The 22,283-nt window shown below is 68.8% G+C and carries 21 protein-coding genes; 9 read left to right on the plus strand and 12 right to left on the minus strand.

What is annotated here, in order from left to right:
* On the minus strand, positions 1-1,378 hold a 1,378-nt coding region (locus RTM68_RS08735), incomplete at its 3' end, for an LLM class flavin-dependent oxidoreductase (RefSeq protein WP_312170105.1).
* A gap of 181 nt (positions 1,379-1,559) precedes the next feature.
* Between RTM68_RS08735 and RTM68_RS08740 the strand changes: the two genes are divergently transcribed.
* The 4 genes from RTM68_RS08740 to RTM68_RS08755 all read left to right on the plus strand — a co-directional run bounded on the left by RTM68_RS08740 (position 1,560) and on the right by RTM68_RS08755 (position 6,475).
* Complete coding sequence (locus RTM68_RS08740; protein ID WP_312170107.1) at positions 1,560-2,900, plus strand: sugar ABC transporter substrate-binding protein; 1,341 nt, start codon at positions 1,560-1,562, stop codon at positions 2,898-2,900.
* Positions 2,893-3,801 carry a sugar ABC transporter permease gene (locus tag RTM68_RS08745; protein ID WP_312170109.1) on the plus strand — a complete coding sequence of 303 codons (909 nt, stop codon included), beginning with the start codon at positions 2,893-2,895 and terminating at the stop codon, positions 3,799-3,801. The genes RTM68_RS08740 and RTM68_RS08745 overlap by 8 nt, the downstream gene beginning before the upstream one ends.
* Complete coding sequence (locus tag RTM68_RS08750) at positions 3,794-4,612, plus strand: carbohydrate ABC transporter permease (protein WP_312170111.1); 819 nt, start codon at positions 3,794-3,796, stop codon at positions 4,610-4,612. Before RTM68_RS08745 ends, RTM68_RS08750 begins: the two co-directional genes overlap by 8 nt.
* A 135-nt stretch (positions 4,613-4,747) precedes the next feature.
* Positions 4,748-6,475, plus strand: coding sequence for an Ig-like domain-containing protein (locus RTM68_RS08755; RefSeq protein WP_312170113.1), 1,728 nt, complete (start codon positions 4,748-4,750; stop codon positions 6,473-6,475).
* A 117-nt stretch (positions 6,476-6,592) separates the two neighbouring features.
* On the opposite strand, the gene RTM68_RS08760 is transcribed toward RTM68_RS08755, so the two are convergent.
* The gene (locus RTM68_RS08760) at positions 6,593-7,129 is read right to left on the minus strand and encodes a small multidrug efflux protein (RefSeq protein WP_312170115.1); all 537 of its coding nucleotides are present in this window, start codon (positions 7,127-7,129) and stop codon (positions 6,593-6,595) included.
* Positions 7,130-7,283: 154 nt separating this feature from the next.
* Here RTM68_RS08760 and RTM68_RS08765 point away from each other — a divergent pair, with 154 nt between their 5' ends.
* Complete coding sequence (locus RTM68_RS08765) at positions 7,284-8,507, plus strand: histidine kinase (protein ID WP_312170116.1); 1,224 nt, start codon at positions 7,284-7,286, stop codon at positions 8,505-8,507.
* Positions 8,504-9,106, plus strand: coding sequence for a response regulator transcription factor (locus RTM68_RS08770; protein WP_194762823.1), 603 nt, complete (start codon positions 8,504-8,506; stop codon positions 9,104-9,106). The genes RTM68_RS08765 and RTM68_RS08770 overlap by 4 nt, the downstream gene beginning before the upstream one ends.
* Positions 9,107-9,322: 216 nt before the next feature.
* Here RTM68_RS08770 and RTM68_RS08775 read toward each other — a convergent pair whose 3' ends face one another.
* Positions 9,323-10,009 (minus strand): cation transporter, encoded by a 687-nt coding sequence (locus tag RTM68_RS08775; protein WP_312170118.1) that lies wholly within the window; start codon positions 10,007-10,009, stop codon positions 9,323-9,325.
* Positions 10,009-10,341 carry a metalloregulator ArsR/SmtB family transcription factor gene (locus RTM68_RS08780; protein ID WP_312170120.1) on the minus strand — a complete coding sequence of 111 codons (333 nt, stop codon included), beginning with the start codon at positions 10,339-10,341 and terminating at the stop codon, positions 10,009-10,011. The genes RTM68_RS08775 and RTM68_RS08780 overlap by 1 nt, the downstream gene beginning before the upstream one ends.
* A 138-nt stretch (positions 10,342-10,479) precedes the next feature.
* Between RTM68_RS08780 and RTM68_RS08785 the strand changes: the two genes are divergently transcribed.
* A complete protein-coding gene (locus RTM68_RS08785) occupies positions 10,480-10,959 on the plus strand; it encodes a GNAT family N-acetyltransferase (RefSeq protein ID WP_312170122.1) in 480 nt (159 codons plus the stop codon).
* A gap of 6 nt (positions 10,960-10,965) precedes the next feature.
* On the opposite strand, the gene treZ is transcribed toward RTM68_RS08785, so the two are convergent.
* Genes treZ through RTM68_RS08805 form a run of 4 tightly spaced genes read right to left on the minus strand, consistent with a single transcriptional unit; the run spans position 10,966 to position 17,556 of the window.
* Positions 10,966-12,723, minus strand: coding sequence for a malto-oligosyltrehalose trehalohydrolase (gene treZ, locus RTM68_RS08790; RefSeq protein ID WP_312170123.1), 1,758 nt, complete (start codon positions 12,721-12,723; stop codon positions 10,966-10,968).
* Positions 12,720-15,068 carry a malto-oligosyltrehalose synthase gene (treY, locus tag RTM68_RS08795; protein ID WP_312170124.1) on the minus strand — a complete coding sequence of 783 codons (2,349 nt, stop codon included), beginning with the start codon at positions 15,066-15,068 and terminating at the stop codon, positions 12,720-12,722. The genes treZ and treY overlap by 4 nt, the downstream gene beginning before the upstream one ends.
* The gene (gene glgX, locus RTM68_RS08800; RefSeq protein ID WP_312170125.1) at positions 15,065-17,275 is read right to left on the minus strand and encodes a glycogen debranching protein GlgX; all 2,211 of its coding nucleotides are present in this window, start codon (positions 17,273-17,275) and stop codon (positions 15,065-15,067) included. Before glgX ends, treY begins: the two co-directional genes overlap by 4 nt.
* A complete protein-coding gene (locus RTM68_RS08805; protein ID WP_312170127.1) occupies positions 17,272-17,556 on the minus strand; it encodes a hypothetical protein in 285 nt (94 codons plus the stop codon). Before RTM68_RS08805 ends, glgX begins: the two co-directional genes overlap by 4 nt.
* Before the next feature lie 214 nt (positions 17,557-17,770).
* Between RTM68_RS08805 and thrC the strand changes: the two genes are divergently transcribed.
* On the plus strand, positions 17,771-19,174 hold the full coding sequence (gene thrC / locus RTM68_RS08810; RefSeq protein ID WP_312170129.1) for a threonine synthase: 1,404 nt from the start codon (positions 17,771-17,773) through the stop codon (positions 19,172-19,174).
* A gap of 33 nt (positions 19,175-19,207) precedes the next feature.
* Here thrC and RTM68_RS08815 read toward each other — a convergent pair whose 3' ends face one another.
* The 4 genes from RTM68_RS08815 to RTM68_RS08830 form a co-directional block, all read right to left on the minus strand.
* Complete coding sequence (locus RTM68_RS08815; protein WP_312170130.1) at positions 19,208-19,618, minus strand: VOC family protein; 411 nt, start codon at positions 19,616-19,618, stop codon at positions 19,208-19,210.
* Positions 19,619-19,716: 98 nt separating this feature from the next.
* Complete coding sequence (locus RTM68_RS08820) at positions 19,717-19,983, minus strand: thioredoxin family protein (protein ID WP_312170132.1); 267 nt, start codon at positions 19,981-19,983, stop codon at positions 19,717-19,719.
* 60 nt (positions 19,984-20,043) lie between these two features.
* Complete coding sequence (locus RTM68_RS08825; RefSeq protein ID WP_312170134.1) at positions 20,044-20,442, minus strand: DUF1801 domain-containing protein; 399 nt, start codon at positions 20,440-20,442, stop codon at positions 20,044-20,046.
* A 38-nt stretch (positions 20,443-20,480) separates the two neighbouring features.
* On the minus strand, positions 20,481-21,491 hold the full coding sequence (locus RTM68_RS08830; RefSeq protein ID WP_312170136.1) for an FUSC family protein: 1,011 nt from the start codon (positions 21,489-21,491) through the stop codon (positions 20,481-20,483).
* A gap of 97 nt (positions 21,492-21,588) precedes the next feature.
* Here RTM68_RS08830 and RTM68_RS08835 point away from each other — a divergent pair.
* On the plus strand, positions 21,589-22,283 hold a 695-nt coding region (locus tag RTM68_RS08835), incomplete at its 3' end, for a M20/M25/M40 family metallo-hydrolase (RefSeq protein WP_312170138.1).

Raw genomic sequence — 22,283 nt, forward strand, 5'->3', positions numbered from 1 at the left:
CGCCGCCGACGTAGGCGCCGCGATACGCGTGCGCCGGGTGCCACTCCGGAACGACGGGGGAGCCGTCGCCGCTGAGACGCCCGCGCAGGGTGCCCTCGGGGTAGTCGTCCCAGGTGCGGCCCCGGCGGCGCAGCTCCGGCACGAGGTGCTCGACGATGTCCTCGAACGAGCCGGGTGTCACGACGTAGGCGAGGTTGAAGCCGTCGACACCGCCGACCTCGACCCAGCGCTCCAGTTCGTCGGCGACCGTCTGCGGCCCGCCCACGATGACGGGTCCGATGCCGCCGATGCCGACGTAGTGCGCGATGTCGCGGGGCGTCCACTTGCGCTCGGGGTCGGCCTTGGTGAACACCGACAGGGCGGATCGCCCTGCATCCGTGTCGACGTACTCGAGCGGCACGTCCGGGTCGTACTGCGACAGGTCGAGTCCGGTCCACCCGGCGTAGAGCGCGAGTGCGCCCTCGACCGAGACGTAGCGGCGGTAGTCCGCGAGCTGAGCCTGGGCCTCCTCGTCGGTGGCAGCGACGATCACGGTGACGAGGGTGAGGATCTTGACCGAGTCGCGCGGGCGCCCGAGCGCCTCCGCGCGGTCGCGGATGTCATCCGTGACCGGACGTGTCGCCTCGGGCCGCAGCCCGTTGATGAAGATCGCCTCGCCGTGTTTCGCGGCGAACTGCCTGCCCCGGGGCGATGCGCCCGCCTGGAACATCACGGGGGTGCGCTGCGGACTGGGCTCGGCGAGGTGGATGCCGGGGACCCGGTAGTGCCGGCCGTCGTGGCCGATCGGATGCACGCGCGCGGCATCCGCGAACACCCCGGACTCCCGGTCGCGCAGCACTGCGTCGTCTTCCCAGGAGCCCTCCCACAGCTTGTACGTGACGTCGAGGAACTCCTCGGCGATCTCGTATCGGTCGTCGTGCGCGATGAGGGTGTCGAGCCCGAGGTTGCGGGCGGCGGAGTCGAGGTAGCTCGTGACGACGTTCCATCCCACGCGTCCGCGGGTGAAGTGATCGAGGGTCGAGAAGCGCCGGGCGAGTGCGTACGGCTGTTCGTAGGTGGTGGCGACCGTGACTCCGAATCCGAGGTGCTCGGTGGCGTGCGCCATCGCGGAGATCTGCACGACCGGGTCGCCCAGCGGAACCTGCGTCGCGTCGCCCAGCGCCGTGGCCGCCGAGTCGCGGTAGACGTCATAGGTGCCCAGCACGTCGGCGATGAAGATCGCGTCGAATTTTCCCCGCTCGAGGGTCTTCGCCAGATCGACCCAGTAGTCGAGATCGTGGTAGCGATCGGCCTGGTTGTCGGGGTGCCGCCAGAGTCCCGGAGCCTGGTGGGTCACGCACGTCATGTCGAAGGCGTTCAGGATGATGCGACGTGACACGGTGCTCCTCAGAAGGTCGGGGACGACGCGACCATAGTCCGGTCTTCGCGGCCGCCGCTGAGCGCGGCGACACAATCGGTCACGGTGCGACCCACTGTTACGCGCATCGTGCGCGATGCGGCTGCCACGCCCTAGCGTGAGCGCCGATCTGCTTCCCCGACCCGAAGCCTGAGGAGCCCCCATGTCCCTTCTTCCGAGCCGCGGCGGTCGCCGCATCCTTCTCGGTGCCGCCGGCCTCACCGCCGCGACGATCGTCATCGCGGGCTGCGCGGCGCAGGCGCCCGAGTCCGGATCGTCCGGTGCCGACGGCGACTTCTCCGGTCAGACCCTCAACGCCCTGCTCATCACCTCGCACGAGGGCGCCGGCAACTGGCTCAAGGAGCACTTCGAAGAGGAGACCGGCGCCGAGGTGAACCTCACGATCGTGCCCTACGACGAGATCGGCTCGACCCTCGCCCTCGACCAGCAGTCGGGCGCGAATACCTTCGACGTCGCGGCCCCGTGGTACGTCTCGATCGGCGACCTCGCCGAGGGCGGGTCGATCCAGGACCTCACCGACTGGATCGCCGACACCCCCTCGCTCGAGGAGGACGACTTCATCCCGTCGATCAACGACCCGTACACGCTGGTCGGCGACCGCCGGTACGGACTGCCCTTCGACGGCGACACCCACGTGCTCTTCTACAACAAGGAGATCCTCGAGCGGAACGGCATCACCGAGCCGCCGGCGACGTGGGACGAGTACCTCGCCGACGTGCAGACCATCACCGAGAACGAGGGCGATGACGGCGTCTACGGTTCGGCGATCTTCGGGCAGAAGTCGCCGCTGATCCTCGGCGCCGCGTACGCGAACCGCCTCGCCGGCTTCGGCGGCGAGTTCGTCGACGAAGACGGCAAGCCCACCATCAACTCGCCCGAAGCCGTGGCCGCCGCGCAGGCGCTGGTGGATGCCGTGCCCTACGCGTTCCCGACGGCTGCCGAGACCGACTTCGGCGTCGGCAACGGCGCCTGGTACGACGGCAAGGTCGGGTTCATCGAGAACTGGACCGACCTGGGCGTGGGGTCGGAGACGAACCCCGACTCGAAGGTCGCCGGCAAGTGGGGAGTCACGACGCTGCCCGTCGGCGGGGACAACACGGAGGCGCGCGCGTCGCTGGTCGCCGGATTCACGTGGGTCATCGCCGCCAACACGCAGAAGACCGACCTGGCCAAGGCGTTCATCGAATACGCCGCGTCGAGCGAGGTCAACTCCGAGCTCATCGTCGCCGACCCGCAGACGGGCATCGATCCGAACCGCGAGTCGTCGCTCGAGAGCGCGGCATACGGGGAGACCTACCCCGACCTGCAGCGGGTGAACCGCACGACGCTGAGCGGCTCGCTCGCCTGGCCGACCGGCGAGAACGCCTCGCAGGCGGCGCAGATCCTCACCGACGAGCTCGCGAAGCTGATCGCCGGCGACGGCGGCACCGCGCAGCAGACGCTCGACCGCGTTCAGGCCGAGTGGGAAGAGATCCTTGGCTGACCTCTCGACGCGAGTCCGTCCGACCCGCCCGTCCCGCCTCGTGTCGGGACGGGCGGGTCGCCGTGCGGCGGTGCTCACCGCCCCGACCGTCCTGGCGATCGTCGTCCTGGGTGCATACCCGCTGGCGTTCATCCTCGCGGCGGCCTTCACGGACTCGACGCTCGGCCGGCCCTTCCAGGAGTGGGTCGGCACCGAGAATCTCGAGAGCATCCTGACCGATGGCGACGTCGTCGCGTCCTTCGTGCGCACGGTCGCCTACGCGATCGTCGTGGCTGTCGTCAGCGTGGTGCTCGGAGTCGCCGTCGCGGTGGCACTGGAGAGGGCGACCCGTGCGGGAGCGGTCGTGCGGACGCTGCTGCTTCTGCCCCTCATCACGCCTCCGGTCGTGGTGGGCACGCTGTGGAAGCTCGTCTTCAACCCCGGAGGCGGGCTGCTCGCGACACTGCTGCCCGGCGTCTCCCTGGCCCCGCTGTCGTCGACCGCCTGGGCGCTGCCCGCGATCGGTCTCGCCGACGTGTGGCAGTGGACGCCGCTCATCGTGATCCTCGTGTACGCCGCGCTGCTGACGCAGGATCCGGCCGTGCGCGAGGCGGCCTCGCTCGATGGAGCGCACGGCACTGGCCTGTTCCGGCACATCACCTGGCCCGCGATCGCCGGCACGGTGGCTGCGGCCTTCTTCATCAGGATCGTCATCGCGCTCAAGGTGTTCGATCTGGTGTTCGTGATGACCTCGGGCGGCCCCGGTCAGGCATCCACGACCACGACGTATCTCATCCAGCAGGTGGCGCTGAAGGAGTTCGACATCGGGCGGGCCTCGGCCATCACCCTCGTCTTCGCCGTCATCGTCACCGCCGTGACCCTCGGCGTTGCGGCACTCGCACGAAAGGCCCGGAATGAGTGAGCGCACGATCCGCCGGAGGCCGGTGGCGAGCACGGTGCTGTTCATCGCCCTCGCCGTGACGCTGGTGCCGCTCGCGTACCTGTTCTCGGTGTCGCTCATGGGCCGCGACGAGACGGTGTCCGGTGTGCTGTGGAGCGCCGACCCGCACTGGTCGAACTGGGGTGACGTGCTCGCGACCGACATCCCTCGCTCGATCCTCAACTCTCTCGCCGCAGCGATCGGCGGCGCGCTGATCTCGCTCGCCTTCGCGGTCCCCGGCGCCTGGGCGATCGTTCGCCACAATGCGGGCGGCCGCACTCTGGCGGCGACCCTGATGAGTCCGTGGCTGCTCCCGCCGATCGTCGCGGTGGTTCCGCTGCTCTCGCTCCTGCGCGTGGTCGGACTCAACAACACGCTCGTCGGGCTCACCCTCGTCTATGCGCTCGTCAACGTGCCGGTCGCGGTCTGGCTGCTCGAGGGGTTCATCCGACGTCTGCCGATCGAGATCGAGGAGGCGGCGCTCATCGACGGCGCGGGGACGGCGCGGATGCTGTGGTCGGTGGTGGTTCCGCTGCTGCTGCCGAGTCTGGTCGCGATCGGCATCATCGTCGCGATCCTCAACTACAACGAGTTCCTCCTCGCGACCTTCCTCACGCAGAGCGTCGATTCGCAGACCTTCCCGGTGGCACTCTCGCTCTTCTACGGCGATCGCACGCCGCACTTCGGCAAGATCGCCGCGGCGTCGTTCATCGGCGTCATTCCCGTGTTCGCGGCCGCCGTGTTCTTCCAGCGCTGGCTCGTCGGGGGTCTGACCGCGGGCGCGGTGCGCTGAACCACGCCCTTCTCATAAGCCGCAGTTTCGGAATATCGGTGCTGTATACCGGTGATCGCGTCATCCTCGACCGATTCTCTGTTCTCTTAGAAGGGGTCGCGACTGGGCGCGGCCTCAATCGGACTGGGGAAGACGATGACCGGAGAGAACGGTGTTCTGCGCGCTCATACGCGCGTGTTCGACGGAAGATCAGACAGGGATCGGCGGCGTTCGCGGGCGTATCGCATCGTCGCCGCTCTCGCCGGTGGGGTGCTCGCACTCGCCGGTGCGCTCGGGGCGATGATCCCCGCAGCGGCGGCTCCGACGGTGACGTATGCCGACGCGATCAGCGGCCTCGTGCTCAGCACCGACAGCGGGAGCGGTGAACTCGGGCAGTGGAACACCGTCCACATCTCCGGGAAATGGGCGGTTCCCGACGGCGCGCAGGCGGGGGAGACGTTCGGCATGACGCTACCCGCCGAGTTCAGTCGTCAGGCTGCGGGAGATTTCGAGATCGCCGATCCGGAGACCGGCGCGGTGCTCGCGAACTGCCACGTGTCCGCAGGGCAGGGCCCCGACGTCGTCTGCACCCTCACGTCCGAGGTCGCGGGGTTGGAGGAGGTCGGCGGCACCTTCTGGATGCAGGCGCGCGCCTCGCAGTCGACGAGCAGCGAGACTGTCAGCTTCGACCTGGGCGACACCATCGAGATCGTGGATCTGCCCGGCTCCGGAGGGATCGTCCCCGAGAGCCCGGCCGAGCAGGAGGAGCCGTACAAATACGGCGGCGCAACGGCGACCGACGGTCTGCTCAAGTGGACGGTTGGAGTGCCCAGCGGTCATGTCGACGGTGGTGCCTTCACGATCGCGGACACCCTCGACGGCGGACTCGACGACCATCACTACACGGGCGAGATGATCCTGCGTCAGAGCAGGGTGCAGGACGGAGCGCGGACGGGGGAGTGGACATCCGTCGATCCCGCGCGATACGAGATGGACTTCGCTGACGACGGGCTCTCGTTCCGCCTGGCAGCACGCGGACTGCCGACCAGCGGCTATGCCTATGAGCTGATCTACTACACGCAGGCCGACGGCGCGGTCGACGAGGGCGACGTGTTCGGCAACCACGCGATCGTCAACACGATCGAGACGAAGGCGACCTACACCGTGCGCGAAACGGGCGGCGGCGACGGGAGCGGCGTCATGTACACCGACTTCTCGATCACGAAGGTGCTGACCGGTGCTCAGGCGGCGGCGGTGCGCGATGCCGAGTACACGATCAGATACGTGGTCAAGGGGTCGGATGCTCCGGCGACGACGGTGACGGTGCCCGTCGGGCAGGCGGTCCGCAGCGCTCGCGCACCGCTGGGATCCACGTTCGTGATCGAGGAGATCGATCTGCCGGTGATCGACGGGGTCGAGTGGGGGGACTGGAGCATCACCGGTGACGGTGTGGTCGACGCGGGTGACGGAACATACGAAGTCACACCGGGCACGTCCGCGGGCGTGGTGCTGACGCTGACGAACATCGCCAACGTCGTCCCGACGCCGACGCCGACGCCGACGCCGACGCCGACGCCGACGCCGACGCCGACACCGACACCGACACCGACACCGGTGCCGGTGCCGGCTCCGTCGCCCACCGCGACGCCGACGCCTACCGCGACGCCCACGCCGTCCGCGACGCCGACGGTGACCCCGGTGCCGACGATGACCCCTGTGTCGAAGCCGTCCGTGACACCGGCGGCTCCGACCGGCGGAGAACTCGCGATCACCGGCGGTGACAGCGGGTTGTCGCTGTTGCCGATCGCCGGGGTGCTGCTCATCGGAGGGGCCATCGCAGCCGGAGTCTCTGTGAAGCGTCGAGCGGGTGCTTCACGACGCTGATCACGCACGAGCCGGGAGCGGCATCCGTCGACGCCATGGGTCGACGGATGCCGCTCCTTCGTGCGCGGGCGTGGACGCGGACCGGCCGCGCAGCGACCGCGAGGGCGGGCCAACGCCTCAGCGGATGGCGTAGACGGCGCCGCCGACGATGACTGCGACGATGGTCGTCCAGCCGATGATCGCGACCGCCTGCCAGATCAGGATGCGCACCTTGCCGACGCCCGACGCCGCGAGCATCGTGGCGGTGAAATGCGTGGGCAGCAGGAGCGGCCCGAGCAGGCTCACTCCCGGCACCCCGTAGCGCTCGAACGCACGCTGGAACTTCTCGCGTCGGGCTGCACTCCGCGGCGTCGTCTCCTGCTGCTCCTCACTCACCGTGCCGCCGCCTGCGAGGGCCGCCTGACGGGTCCGCGAGCGATTGACGATCGCTGTCCGCGCACCGGAACTGGCGATGACGAGTACCGCGACGCACAGGAAGTTGCCGACGATGGCCGCGATCGCGGCGACGACCGGATTGATACCGCCGATGATGCCGATCGCGACGGCTCCCTCGCCCTCGATGAACGGGATCGCACCCGCCAGTGCGACGATGAGCGGCTGTACGAGGTCGGGGACCTGCGCGACGATGTCCTGGAAGGTCTCGACGAGATTCATGGTGTTCTCCTGCGGGTCACTGCGGCGGAGTGTCCGACGCGATGGATCCAGTCCATCCGACTCTTCCGGCGAGCGGCAGTGTCGAGCCGTCACTCCTTCCCGGGCGGTTCGCACGCCGCATCCATGACATCTGTCACGCCCGTATCGTGGGGGCATGAGCAGTCCCTCTCGCCTCTCCGCACCGGTGGGCGATCCACCGCCCGGTGCGCGACAGCTCGCACGGGGGATCACCGCGACGTGGTGGTACACGTTCTCGGCTGTGGTCTTCGTCGAGCTCTTCCTGGTGTTCATCTGGACTCTCCGCGTGTTCGTCGAACCGGGCGGTGCTGTCGTGCCGCTCGTCGTCGGCATCGGCGGACTCGTCTGGTGGTTGTCGACGATGCCGCTGCTGGCCGACTATCGTCGTCGCCTCGATGCCGAGGCGGGCATCCCGTGGGCCCGCATCGCGGCTCCGCTCCTGATCGCCATCGGCTACGGGGTCGCAGCCGGGGTCCTTGCAGACAGCCTGCTGCTCGGCGCGATGCCGATCGCGCAGTCGCTCGTGCTGCTGAACTGGCCGCGCGGGGTGCGCTACCGGGTGGTCCTCTTCCTGACGGCGCTCCTGATCGTGCTGGCATTCGTCGACGGAGCGCGAGGCGCGACGGTCGGCGGCCCGGAAGTCTGGGGCCCCTCGCTCTATGCGGTGCTGATCCTGTCGATGACGGTGAGCTCGCTGTGGTGGTGGGATGTCCTCGTCGCGCTCGATCGCGCTCGTGCCTCCGAGTCCCGGCTTGCCGCGACCCAGGAGCGCCTGCGCGTCGCGACCGACGTGCACGACCTGCAGGGCCATCACCTGCAGGTCATCGCGCTGCAGCTGGAGCTGGCGGAGCGGCTGATGGAGCGCGATCCGGCAGCAGCGCTCGAGCAGCTGCGGCTCGCGCGGGGCAGTGTCGATGACGCGAGGCAGGGGACCCGCGATCTGGCGACGCAGTTCCGCACGGTGCCGCTGGCAGATGAGGTCGCGAATGCGCGAGACCTGCTGTCGGCGGCCGGTCTCGAGGTCGACACCGCGATCGCTGCGGACACGGATCAGGCACCCGCGGACGCTCTCGGACCGGTGATCCGAGAGACGACCACCAACGTGCTCCGCCACGGCGCGGGTCGCCGCGCTCGGCTCTCCCTGTCGAGAGTCGCGGAGGGGTGGCGCTTCGAGATCGTCAACGACGCCGACCCGGCGGCACCCGAGGATCGAATCGGCTCCGGGATCGACGGCGTGCGACGCCGGATCACCGAGGCAGGGGGGACGCTCGAGATCCGAGAGACCGAGGGTGAATTCGGTGTGATCGTGACGGTGCCGGCACGGGAGACCGCACCGACGAGCGAGGGGCTGCGGCGATGATCCGGGTGCTGCTGGCCGACGACGAGGCGATGATCCGCTCGGCTCTCGCCGCGCTGCTGCGGTTGGAGGGCGACATCGAAGTGGTGTCCGAGTGTGCCGACGGGGAGCAGGCGGTGGCCGAGGCCCTTCGGCTGGAGCCCGACGTCTGCCTGCTCGACCTCGAGATGCCGGGGCTCGACGGAGTCGAGGTCGCGGAGCGACTGAATCGCGCCATCGCCACCCGATGCGTCGTGGTCACGCGTCATGCTCGACCAGGCGTGCTGCGGCGTGCTCTGGCATCCGGAGTGTCGGGATTCCTTCCGAAATCTCGGGGCGCCGACCAGGTCGCCGACGTCATCCGTCGCGTCGCGGCGGGTGCGCGGTACGTCGACCCCGAGATCGCGGCGGATGCTCTGAGCGACGAACGGGCGCCGCTCACCGACCGCGAACTCGACGTGCTGCGTGCAGGTCGACGCGGCGAGACGACAGGGCAGATCGCGCGATCGCTGTCGCTCGCGCCAGGGACCGTGCGAAACCACATCTCGGCTGTGCTCGCGAAGCTGGCGGTGGGTACGCGTCAGCAGGCGGTGCTGCTCGCGGAGGAGCGCGGCTGGATCTGATCCGCGCTGCCCTGCCCTCGGCTCCGCGCCGGGAGAGGGGAAGTGCGGGTGGAGCCGTGGGAGAGGGCTCCACCCGCGAGCCGCGCTGGATGGGGAGTGGCGCGGCCCAGACGTGGATCGAGCTGTTCCCCCGTGCTCGCCATTCGTCTCACCTTCAAGACCGCGACGGGGCGGAATGATGACGCGCCCTCACGAGAAACATGCAGGGAATATCGCTCAGTGAGTCCGGTGGTGGTGGTCGTCATCGTCACCGTCGTCATGGTCGTCATCGAGGAGCATCCCGATCGACGTCGCACAGGCATCGCCCTTCCACGCCTCGACGCCTTCACGGACGGCGAACGCCGCGATCACGAGACCGGCGACCGCATCCGCCCACCACCAGCCGAGCAGCGAGTTGAGCGCGAGGCCCACGAGCACCGCGGCCGAGAGATACGTGCAGATCAGAGTCTGCTTCGAGTCCGCCACCGCGGTCGCGGATCCGAGCTCCTGCCCCGCGCGGTGCTCCGCGAGTGAGAGGAAGGGCATCACGAGCACGCTCACCGCGGTCAGGACGAGCCCGACTGTGCTGTGCTCGGGACGCTCGCCGGAGAAGAGTGCGAGTCCCGACGAGGCGGTGACGTAGGCGGCCAGGGCGAAGAACGCCACGGCGATCACACGCAGCGTCGGCTTCTCCCAGCGGTCGGGGTCTTTCCGCGAGAACTGCCAGGCGACGGCCGCCGCCGACAGAACCTCGATCGTCGAGTCGAGTCCGAAGCCGATCAGCGCCGCCGACGACGCGATCGAGCCGGCGGTGAGAGCGACCACCGCCTCGACGACGTTGTAGGCGATGGTGATTCCGACGATCAGGCGGATGCGGCGATGCACGGTGTTCTTTCGCGCGGATGACACGATCGGGAGCGACATCAGCAGGTGCACCCATCGCCGTCGCAGCACGTCGGATCGACGATGAGGGCGACGCGCATCAGCTCTTCGAGCGCCGGCGCGAGATGCGGATCCGCGAGCTCGTATCGTGTGCGCCGACCCTCTGCGACACCCACGACCAGTCCGCATCCGCGGAGACAGGCCAGATGGTTCGAGAGGAGCTGTCGGCTCACACCGAGATCGTCGGCCAGGTCCGACGGATACGCGGGCGTCTCGCGCAGGGCGAGCAGGATCGCGGCGCGCGACGTGTCGGAGAGCGCATGTCCGAGTCGCGCCACGGCTGCCGTGTGGGGGAGGGATGCGGTGAGGGTCACGACCCCACAGTACAGAATTTACTGAATTCAGGAAATACTTGATCGCCCACGTGGGCCTGTCAGCGCGCAACAGTCCGGAAACCTCGTCTCGGTAGCGTGGTCATCGCCGCCGAGGGAAGACGAAGGAGCGTGTGGACCATGGGTGTCACGATCGAACGGGTCGAGTGGATCCACGACGATGCCGAGCGCCTGCGCAGGGCGCAGCGTGCGGAGCTCGATGCGCGGTACGGCAGCGATGATCACGAGCCGGGGGTCATCCCGACGGCCGACGACGTCCCGGTCTTCCTGATCGCGCGCGACGACCATGGTGAGGCTGTCGTCTGCGGTGGATTGCGTCCGCTCGATGCCGGGGTGCTCGGCCCCGATGTCGCCGAGATCAAGCGCATGTACGCCGCCCCCGCGAGTCGCGGAACGGGTGCTGCCGTCGCGGTGCTGCGCGCCCTCGAAGACGAGGCGCGACGCCTCGGCATCCGACGTCTGGTGCTGGAGACCGGAACCGCGCAGCCCGATGCGGTGCGCTTCTACGAGCGCGAGGGATATGAGCCGATCCCGCTTTACGGGCACTATGTCGGCAGCGACCTCTCGCTCTGCTTCGCGCGAGACCTCTCCGACGGCTGACCGGCCTCAGCGCATCCGCTCGACGATGACCGCCGACTCCGAGGCGACGACGAGTCGACCGGCATCGATTCGTGAGGGCGCGGTCTCGAGCAGTACGACATCCGTCGCTGCGATGTCGAAGGCGATGTCGCCGGCGGTCAGATTCACGAGCACCGACGTCTGCCCCCGGTCGATCCGGAACGCGCGAGCTTCCGGTGCCGCGTCCGGGGTCACGAGCGTCGCGTGCGTGCGCGTCTGATCGGGACCCGTGAGATCGGGGTTCTGACTGCGGAGCGCGATGAGTCGGCGATAGAGGTCGAGCAGGCCGGCGTGCTCCGGTGCCGAGGGCTCGCGCCAGTCGAGGTGCGAGCGATCGAAGGTCTCGGGGTCCTGCGGGTCGGGCACCTGTGCGGGATCCCAGCCCATCTTCGCGAACTCGCCGATGCGCCCTTCTGCCGTGGCCCTGGCCAGCTCCGGCTCGGGGTGCGAGGTGAAGAACTGCCACGGCGTGGTCGCTCCCCATTCCTCGCCCATGAACAGCATGGGTGTGCCCGGGGCCGTGAGGGTGAGTACGGCGGCGACGTCGAGTCGCCCGCGCGAGAGCGTGGCCGTGAGACGATCGCCCGCGGCGCGGTTGCCGATCTGGTCGTGATCCTGCGCGAACGTGACCAGTCGCCAGGCGGGCACCTCGGCGGGCAGCGGAACGCCGTGCGTGCGTCCCCGGAACGACGAGAAGGTGCCGTCGTGGAAGAAGCCGTGCTCGGTGACCTTGACGAGTGCGTCCGGGGCCGCGAAGTCGGCGTAGTACCCCTCGGTCTCGCCGGTGAGCGCGACGTGCGCGGCGTGATGCCAGTCGTCGGACCACTGCGCGGTGAGGCCATGTCCGCCCGCCTCTCGAGGCAGGATCATGATGGGGTCGTTGAGGTCCGACTCGGCGATCAGGCTCAGTGGCCGATCGAGTTGGGCCGACAGCGCGTCGACCCGCTCGGACAGCTCGTGGAGGATGTGCGGGGTCTGCTCGTCGTGCAGTGCGTGCACGGCGTCCAGGCGCAGTCCGTCGACATGGAAGTCACGCAGCCACATCAGGGCGTTCTCGATGATGTACTCGCGCACTGCGCGCTCGTCGAGGTTCACCGACTCGCCCCAGGAGGTCTGCTCGCCGGTGCGCAGGTACGGCCCGAACTCGGGCAGGTAGTTGCCGCTCGGACCCAGGTGGTTGTAGACCACGTCCTGGATCACCGCGAGACCGCGCCGATGGGCGGCGTCGACGAAGCGCTGGTATCCGGCGGGGCCTCCGTAGGCCTCGTGCACGGTGTACCAGAGCACCCCGTCGTATCCCCAGTTCCAGGTGCCGCTGAAGGCATTGACCGGAAGCAGCTCGATGTGGGTGATGCCGAGGTCGACGAGGTGATCGAGTCGCCCGATCAGGGCATCCAGAGTCCCGTCGGGCGTGAAGGTGCCGACGTGCAGCTCGTAGATCACCGCACCGGCGAGCTGCCGTCCTGTCCAGTCTGCATCGGTCCACTCGAAGCGAGAGGCGTCGAACAGCGCGGAGGGGCCGTGCACGCCGTGGGGCTGTCGTCGCGAGCGGGGGTCGGGGCGCAGGTCGTCACCGCCGTCGAGGAGGAACCCGTAGCGCTCACCCTCCGCCATCGCGACATCCGCACTCCACCAGCCCTCCTCATCAGGTGCGGGCGTGAGGTCGTGCTCCGAGATCGGCACGCGGGCGGGGGTCAACCGTCGCAGGCGCACACTCGACGCGTGCGGGGCCCACACCGAGATCATCGATCCTCCACCAGCAGCGCGACGGGGTAGGTGTCGAGCAGATCGGCCATCAGAAGCGGTCCTCCGTCGAACCGGCGACCGGTGAGCGCATCCTGCACCGGAAGGTCACGATGCATCAGCACGGTGTCTCCCCAGCCCCCGCGGCGTGCCAGCGCGACCGGCAGACGCGTGGCCACTGCGATCACTCCGCCCCGGTCCATCGCGACGGCGTGCGCCGACGCCTCGCCGGCGACGCCGGCGGGCCGGTAGCCGGTGAAGAGATCGGCGTGGTCGCGTCGCAGGCGCAGTGCGCGCGAGGTCACGAGCAGCTTCGCGAGACCGGAGTCGTCGATCGCGGGCAGGACGCCGCGCGCGACGTCGTCGTCGAGCTGACGCAGCATCTCCGACCGTGCGGCGAAGTCGACGGGCCGGCGGTTGTCGGGGTCGACCAGGGAGTGGTCCCAGAGCTCGGTGCCCTGATAGACGTCGGGAACGCCCGGTGCGGCGAGCTGGAGAAGCTTGGCCGACAGCGAGTTGACCCGACCCGGAGCGATGATCTCCTGCACGAAACGCTCGAGCACGTCTCGGGCGGAGCCGTTCGCGGCATCCGCGATCGCGAGCACGCCCTCCTCGAACTCCTCGTCGGGATGCTGCCATCCGGTCGCCTCGGCGGCCTCGCGTGCCGCCTTCAGACCGTAGTCGCGCAGGCGCTGAGACGAGATCGGCCAGGCGCCGACCGCCGCCTGCCAGAGCAGTGCGTCGAGCGGGCCGTGACCGGTCGAGGCGATGGCCCGGAGCTCGGTCAGCACCTCGGCCCAGCGCTCGGGCACCTCCGCGAGCACCGACAGGCGCGCGCGGACGTCTTCCGAGCGTTTCGTGTCATGCGTGGACAGAGCCGTCATCGAGTGCGGCCACGACGCGAGTCGTGCCTGCTGGGCCGCGTGGAACTCGTCGACCGGCAGAGACGCGATCGAGGGATCGCCACCCACCTCGGTCAGGGTGCCCAGACGTGTGAAGCGATAGAACGCGGTGTCCTCCACGCCCTTCGCCATCACCGCACCGGTCACCTGGGGGAACCGCTCGGCGACCTCGAGGCTCGTGTCCATGAGCAGAGGCGCGAGCTCGCCGATCGCCTCGGCGAGGTCGGGACGCCGTGTCGCCGCATCGTCGATCGCGTGCTCCAGGTGCTCTCGACCCGCAGGCAGATACGCCCGATACACGGGGAAGCTCGCGATGATCTCGGTCAGGGCGTCCTCGGCATCGACCACGCCGAAGGGAAGGGCTCGCACGAGTCTGCGCACCTCGGACTGCAGCAGGTCGTCGGCGACCATCCGCTTGGTCGTGAGGATCAGGTCGTGCCACGACTCCGCGGCCGGCAGCGAGGTCTCGGCGCGCAACCGGGCGTCGAGTTCGTCGAGAGCGTCGACGCCGGCTCCGTCGACCAGCACGCGGTCGATCTCGCCGAGGGCGTCATAGCCGGTGGTGCCGTCGGTGCGCCACCAGGAGGGCAGCTGCTCCCCGGGTTCCAGGATCTTCTCGACCAGGGTGTAGGCGGCGCCGGTCGCATCGGCGAGATGCTCCAGGTAGGCGCCGGGGTCCGAAAGGCCGTCGGGGTGGTCGACGCGCACCCCGTCGGCGAGGCCCTCGGTGATCCACCGGGCGATCTCGCGGTGCGACTCGTCGAACACGTCGGGGAGCTCGACGCGGATGCCGGCGAGTTCGGAGACCGCGAAGAAGCGGCGGTAGTCGAGATCGGTGTTCTGATCCTCCCAGAACCGCAGTTCGTAGTGCTGGGCGTCGAGCAGCGCGGGCAGGTCGGCCGCGAGTTCTCCCGTGCCGGGTGCCAGTGGCAGCACGTGGTCGAAGTAGCTCAGGACGCCGTCCGGCGCATCGTCCGCGGGCGTCGTATCGATCTCGATCTCGCCGGCGGCGAGCACCTCTGCCAGTGAGGACCCGAGGATCGGCAGTCGCACCCGTCCCTCGGCGACACGCTTGTCGATGTCGAAGGCCACCGCATGCCGCGAGGCACCGCCGAGCCGCAGCATGTCCCACCACCACAGGTTCGCGCGCGGGATCGCCACCCCCACATGATTCGGCACGATGTCGACGAGGATGCCGAGCCCCGCCCCACGAGCGGCCGCGGCGAAGCGCTCCAGGCCCTCCGGTCCGCCGCGGGCGTCGTCGACCCGCGAGTGGTCGACGACGTCGTATCCGTGGTCGGAGCCCGGTACCGCGGCGAGCAACGGCGACAGGTACGCCCAGGACGAGCCGAGGTCGGCCAGATACTCCGTGACCGCCGCGGCGTCGTCGAGCGTGAATCCGGCGCGGATCTGCAGGCGATACGTCGACAGCGGGCGCTGGGTCATCGAGGCAGCTCCGGGCTCGGTGCGGGCGACGGGGTCTCGGCGCGCTCGGTCTGGATGCGCAGCGATGCCTCGACGGAATCGTCCGTCGGAACCTCGGTCTGATCGACCTCGCGCAGCACGAGCAGCGAGTGGGCTTCCAGAGTCACGGGTGCCCCGGCGTCGAGCGGCTTTCCGCCCGCCCGATCGGAGGCCGTGTCGATGGCCACCTCCCAGGCGAGTCCGTGCCGCTCGTCCGGCAGCACGGCATCGATCGCATCCGCTCCGCTGTGGAAGTAGACGAGGAAGTTCTGATCCGACACCGGGCGCCCGCGGCGATCCTTCTCGCGAATGCCCTGACCGTTGAGGAACATGCCGATCGCGAGGCCGAAGCCCGAGTCCCAGTCCTCCGGTTCCATGCGGCGGCCGTCGGGCCGCAGCCACACGACGTCGGGAACGCGCTCGCCGTCTTCCGAGCGCACCGGGCGCCCGTCGAAGAAGCGGCTGCGACGGAAGGTCGGGTGCGAGCGGCGCAGGCGGGCCACAGCCGCCGTGAACTCGATCAGGGGTCCGTCCGCAGCCTCCCAGTCGACCCAGGTGATCTGATTGTCCTGCGCGTAGCCGTTGTTGTTGCCGTCCTGCGTGCGCCCGAGCTCGTCGCCATGAGCGATCATCGGCACGCCCTGCGACAGCAGCAGCGTCGCCAGGAAGTTGCGCTGCTGCCGGGCGCGGATGCGGTTGACGGCCTCGTCGTCGGACGGGCCCTCCACACCGTTGTTGTCGGAGCGGTTGTGCGATTCACCGTCGTTGTTGTCCTCGCCGTTGGCGTCATTGTGCTTCTCGTTGTATGAGACGAGATCGCGCAGCGTGAAGCCGTCATGCGCGGTGACGAAGTTGATCGATGCCACGGGACGCCGACCTGAGTGCTCGTAGAGGTCGGCGGATCCCGTCAGCCGCGAAGCGAACTCCCCGAGGGCCTGCGGCTCGCCGCGCCAGAAGTCGCGCACGGTGTCGCGGTACTTGCCGTTCCACTCGGTCCACTGCGGGGGGAAGTTGCCGACCTGGTATCCACCGGGTCCGACGTCCCACGGCTCGGCGATCAGCTTCACCTGCGAGACGATCGGGTCCTGCTGCACGAGCTCGAAGAAGGCCGCGAGCCGGTCGACGTCGTAGAACTCGCGAGCGAGGGTCGACGCCAGGTCGAAGCGGAATCCGTCGACGTGCATCTCGGTGACCCAGTAGCGCAGCGAGTCCATGATCAGCTGCAGCGCATGCGGATTGCCCGCGTTGAGGCTGTTCCCCGTGCCCGTGTAGTCGGTGTAGTACCGGCGGTCCTCTTCGAGGCGGTAGTACGCCTCGTTGTCGATGCCCCTCATCGAGAGCATCGGGCCCATGTGGTTGCCCTCGGCGGTGTGGTTGTAGACCACGTCGAGGATGACCTCGATGCCGGCGGCGTGCAGGGCGCGCACCATCGCCTTGAACTCCTGCACCTGCTGGCCGTGCTGGCCGCTCGAGGCATAGTCGTTGTGCGGTGCGAAGAACGCGAGGGTGTTGTAGCCCCAGTAGTTCGTCAGTCCCTTGTCGAGGAGCGTCGAGTCGTAGACGAACTGGTGCACCGGCATCAGCTCGATCGCGGTGATCCCGAGATGCACGAGGTGCTCGATGACCGAGGGATGCGCGATCCCGGCGTACGTGCCGCGGAGCTCCTCCGGCACGTCCGGATGCCGCTCGGTGAGGCCCTTGACGTGCGCCTCGTAGATCACGGTCTGCGCATAGGGCGTCTTGGGCAGGCGGTCGCCGGCCCACTCGAAGAACGGGTTGATGACGACGCCCTTGACCATCGTGGCGGCGGAGTCCTCGTCGTTGCGCGAATCGGGGTCGCCGAAGTCGTAGCCGAAGAGCGGCTGACCCCAGTCGATGCGTCCGGCCACGGACTTGGCGTAGGGGTCGAGCAGGAGCTTGTTCGGGTTGAATCGCTGGCCCTGAGCAGGATCGTACGAGCCGTGCACGCGGTACCCGTAGAGCTGACCGGGCTGCACCGACGGCAGGTAGCCATGCCACACGAAGGCGTCGACCTCTTCGAGGAGGACGCGCTCCTCGTTGCCGTCGTCGTCGAACAGGCACAGCTCGACCTTCTCGGCGGCCTCACTGAACAGGGCGAAGTTCGTGCCCTGACCATCGAAGGTCGCGCCGAGCGGGTAGGGGGAGCCGGGCCAGACGTCGTGGCTCACAGAGCGCGCCGAGTCGCGACGGCACGGTGCAGCACGGTCTTCACTGCGTCATGGAAGTCATGCACTTGAGCGATCTCCTCGGAATGGGTGTACGGGTGTCCCACGTAGCAGACGAAGACCGGATGCACGTGTTCGACGTAGCCTACGGGGCCATCGTGAAGCACGACATACCGGTCGAGGTCGACGCGTTCGTAGCGCGTCTCGACCGAGGCGGACGTCGTCTGGGGAGCCTGGCCGTCGATGGGCTGGTCGTCATGCGCGGTGCGGATCTTCGCAGTCATGATGGCTCCTGATTCTGTTGATGGTGTCACGCTACGAGTCGGTGCCGATCTCGGGAATCCCATTGCCAGGGCGGCGAGGACGCGCTATGTCGCGAGCCGGTCGGGCGGTGCATCCGCGGAGGTGTCCGCGCGGTCACGTGATCGGCAGTGAAACGTGCATCACCGCACCTGCGACAATGGAAGTCCCGTGCCGATCCCGAACCGAGGAGCCCCCGTGCAGTACATCTCCACCCGAGGCGGCATGCAGCCGCTGCCGTACTGCGAGACGCTGCTCGAAGGGCTCGCACCCGACGGTGGCCTGGCCGTTCCCGAGACGATGCCGACCGTCGACGGCGAGACCCTCGAGCGCTGGCGCGCACTGACGTATCCGCAGCTCGCGACCGAGGTGCTGGGCCTGTTCGCGACCGACATCCCGCGGGTCGACCTCGCACGCATGACCGCCGCGGCGTACGAGCCGTTCCCCGAAGAAGTGGTCCCGCTGCGTTCGATCGGCGACGACCTCACACTCGTGGGGCTGTCGGAGGGGCCGACCCTGGCGTTCAAGGACATGGCGATGCAGTTCCTCGGCCAGGTCGTCGAGTACGCGCTGGAGCGCAAGGGGTCGGTGCTCAACATCCTCGGCGCGACGTCCGGCGACACGGGGTCCGCTGCCGAGCACGCGCTGCGCGGCAAGGACCGCATCTCGGTGTTCATGCTCTCTCCGAAGGGGCGCATGAGCGCATTCCAGCGAGCGCAGATGTTCTCGCTCGATGACGAGAACATCCACAACATCGTCGTCGACGGCGTCTTCGACGACTGCCAGAACCTCGTCAAGCAGCTCGCGGGCGACCTGGACTTCAAGCGCGCTCAGAACCTCGGTGCGGTGAACTCGATCAACCTCGCCCGCATCACCGCCCAGGTCGTCTACTACTTCTGGGCGTGGCTTCGCGCGACGGATGCCGGCGGCTGGACCGAGGTGTCATTCACGGTGCCGTCGGGCAACTTCGGCAACATCCTCTCGGGCTTCTTCGCCAAGCAGATGGGTCTTCCGATCCGTCGCCTCGTGCTCGCCGCCAATGAGAACAACGTCCTCGACGAGTTCTTCCGCACCGGCGTCTACCGCCCGCGCAGCGCGGCCCAGACCCTCGCGACGTCGAGCCCGTCGATGGACATCTCGAAGGCGTCGAACCTCGAACGGTTCATCTTCGAGCTCGTGGGCCGCGACGCCGCCCGCGTCGTGAGCGCCTGGCAGGAACTCGACACCCAGGGCTACTTCGACTTCACCGCAGACCTCGAGCGCTTCGTCGAGGAGTTCGGCATCGTCAGCGGCACCTCGACGCATGACGACCGGCTCGCGACCATCAAGGCGGTCTATGACGCGTCGGGCGACATCATCGACCCGCACACCGCAGACGGCGTCAAGGTCGCGCGGGACTACGTCGAGCCCGGTGTGCCGATGCTCGTGCTCGAGACCGCGAAGCCTCAGAAGTTCGCCGAGACGATCCGTGAGGCGATCGGTGTCGAACTGGAGTACTCCTCCGAGTTGCGCTCGATGCTCGACGCTCCGCAGCGCACGACCGAGATGGCCGACGACGAGCACGAACTCCGCTCCTTCATCGAGGCGAACGCGCTGCGCTGACCTCGGGCCCGGCGAACCGCGGGGGACGGGGCGTCACTCCGGGTCGCCGTGCAGCATCCACGGCACACCGAACCGGTCGACGAGCATCCCGAACGTTCCGCCCCACGGCGGGGCGTCGAGCGGCATCGTGATCGCCGCGCCGTCGGCCAGCGCGTCCCAGACCTCCTGCGCCCGCGCCTGCGTGATGCCGCTGAGAGAGACGGAGAAGCCCTGAGGCGGTTCGAACGGGATGCCATCGGGTGTGTCCGATGCCATGAGCACGAGTCCGTCGGACGTCGTGAGCTGCGCGTGCATCACGAGGTCCTTCTGATCCGGATTCTGGACCATGTCGGGGAACTCGCCGAACACGTTGATGACCAGATCACCGCCGAGCACACTCCGATAGAACTCCATCGCTTGTCGTGCCTCGGTGCGGAAAGACAGATACGGGTTGAGATTCGCCATGGTGGTGCCCCCAGTCGGATGATGCGGGGTCGGCATCGACCCCGTTGCCGCTCATTCTTCGCCGGGGGTCCGACATCCGCAAGAGCGTCCGCGACGACTCAGACGGGCAGCGCTTTCACCGCAGCCGTGAGCACCTGGGGCACGGTCGGAACGCCTTCCGCGCGGAACACCTGAGTGCCTTCCGCGTCGCGGATGATGACGGTGGGGGTGAAGCGGATGTCGAGTGCCTCGGCGGCATCAGGATCGCGAGCGACGTCGATCTCGGTGATCGTCGCGTCGGGGAGGAAGCGGGCCGCGTCCGCGAGAACCGCGCGGGTGCGCGAACAGGCTCCGCAGAACGCGGAGGTGACGAGCGTCAGTTCCATCGGTGTCCTCTCGATCCTCCGACTGCAACCGACGGAGCGTCTCTGCTGTTCCCGTCCCGATCAGAACTCGGTGCGCTTGACGAGTCCCCGGTTCGTTCGGATGTGCTCGTAGTCCCACTGGATCGTGCGTGACTCGGCGAGCCAGCCGCTCAGTGCGGCGGTGTCGATCTCGCCGAGGTCGAGATACCTCGCCTCCGCCGCCTGGAACGTCCCCGACGCCGTCAGGCCGTCGCCGGTGAACGATTGTCCGCTCCAGAACATCAGGCGGACGGCATCCTTCAGCCGGTGATATCCGACGATCGGATTGCCGTCGAGGAACCACACCGGATGCGCGTGCCAGACCTTCGACGTCGCCTCGGGGAGTCCGCGCTCGATCTCGGCGGCGAGGACGTCGCAGATCTCCCGATCCTCCGGCGTCAGCCTGCGGTGGTACTCGTCGATCTCGGGTGCGCGCGTCATGCTGCGAGTATGGCCTGCGCTGGTGCGGAGGTCGAGGGTCAGGTGGTCGTCGTGTCGGCGCGGGGATGCAGCAGCCCCGATGCGGCGCCGAGTGCGGCCCCGACGACGGTGTCGATGATGCGCTCGACCGCGACGTCCATCGAGCCGATCTCTCCGGTCGCGGCGCCGGTGAGCAGCAGCACCAGGGGAGTGATGAAGACGAGCGCCAGGGCGTAGTGACGCACGACGACGAGCTCGATGGTGAACTGCAGGGTGCCCAGCAGCAGAGCCAGCCACAGGCCCGACGGATGCAGAAGCGCGAGCAACGCGTAGACGCCGGCGCCGACGACGGTGCCGAGCATCCGGTGCAGTCCGCGCTGCACGGCGGCTCGCCGCGCGGCGGCGACGCCGATCACGGCGACCGCCGATCCGACGATCCAGTACGTCCGTGTCGGGTCGATCACCAGGCCCAGCAGCACACCGATCACCGCGACGATGGCGACGCGGAGGACGAGAACGCGCGAGTCCGCGGTGAAGGTGGGCCCTGGCAGCAGCTCCCTCAGAGGGTGGGCATCGACGGCGCGGTTGCGGGGGAGGAGCAGCGGCGCCATCGCGACGAGATACGAGAAGAGACATCCGGCGGCGAGGGCTGCGAGGTAGAGGAGCGGCGTGATCGAGGAGCCGGCGATCACATGGGCGGACAGCCCGAAGACCAGCACGAAGAACAGGGGACCGGGAGGACCGAGGCGGAATCCGAACGCCAGGGCGGCGCTGACGATCGCGACCAGCACGACGCCGATGCTCACCAGCCACGCGTTCGGAGAGACCGCGACACCGAGAGCGGCGCTGACGATCAGGCCGGCGGCGACGAACGGCAGGATCCGAGCCCGATCGAGCACGGCGGCGGTGCCCGCGAACAGCACCGTGAAGGCGCCGGATGCCGCGATGTAGCCGAGCGACGGGTGGCCCAGCAGCGTCATGACGGCGATCGGGACGGCGATGCCGAGGGCGGCCTGCGTCGCCAGGTGCCAGCGCGGACCGCGCTTGGGTGCCAGGGCGAACAGACTCATCTCTCCATTGTCTCGCGGCTCGTGTGTCGCGCATGACGCCTCGATGCCGCGCAGGCCACACCGGAGGGGGCCCGACCGCGCGATGCCCGGCGCTACGATGGCCGACGTGACCGAACCGCGCTCCGGAATCGCTGAACGCCTCTCACTGATGATCCAGCTGCCGACGGTGTCGGCCGAGCTCGAGCAGCGTGGCACTGCTCCGTTCGAGCAGTTCGTCGCCCTGATCGCCGAGCTCTATCCGCTCGTTCACGAGAGCCTCAGTCTCGAGCGGCACACGGAGTTCGGCCTGCTCTTCCACTGGCGCGGGAGCGGCCCTGCCTCCGATGGCCCGGTCGTGCTGATGGCGCACTACGACGTGGTGCCGGTCGACGAGACCGACGCGTGGACGCATCCGCCGTTCGCCGGAGTCATCGCCGACGGCATCGTGTACGGGCGAGGAGCGCTCGACGACAAGGGGCCGCTGATCGTCGTGCTCGAGGCGGTCGAGAATCTGCTCGCCGAGGGGTTCGTCCCCGCCCGTGACGTCTACCTCTCCTTCGGCGGCAATGAGGAGACCTACGGCCGCGCGGCCGAGGAGATCGCGCGTGTGCTCCGCGAGCGCGGGATCGTCCCGTGGCTGGTCGTCGACGAGGGAGGGGCGGTCGTCGACGCTCCGCTGCCCTTCGTCCCCGGACGCGCGGCCATGATCGGCGTCGGCGAGAAGGGCGTCATGACGCTCACGCTGTCGGCGCGCGGCGAGGGAGGGCACGCGTCGGCACCTCCGGCGCTCACAGCCGTCCGTCGCGTGGCGCG

The sequence above is a fragment of the Microbacterium sp. genome (assembly GCF_031988965.1).
GTDB lineage: Bacteria > Actinomycetota > Actinomycetes > Actinomycetales > Microbacteriaceae > Microbacterium.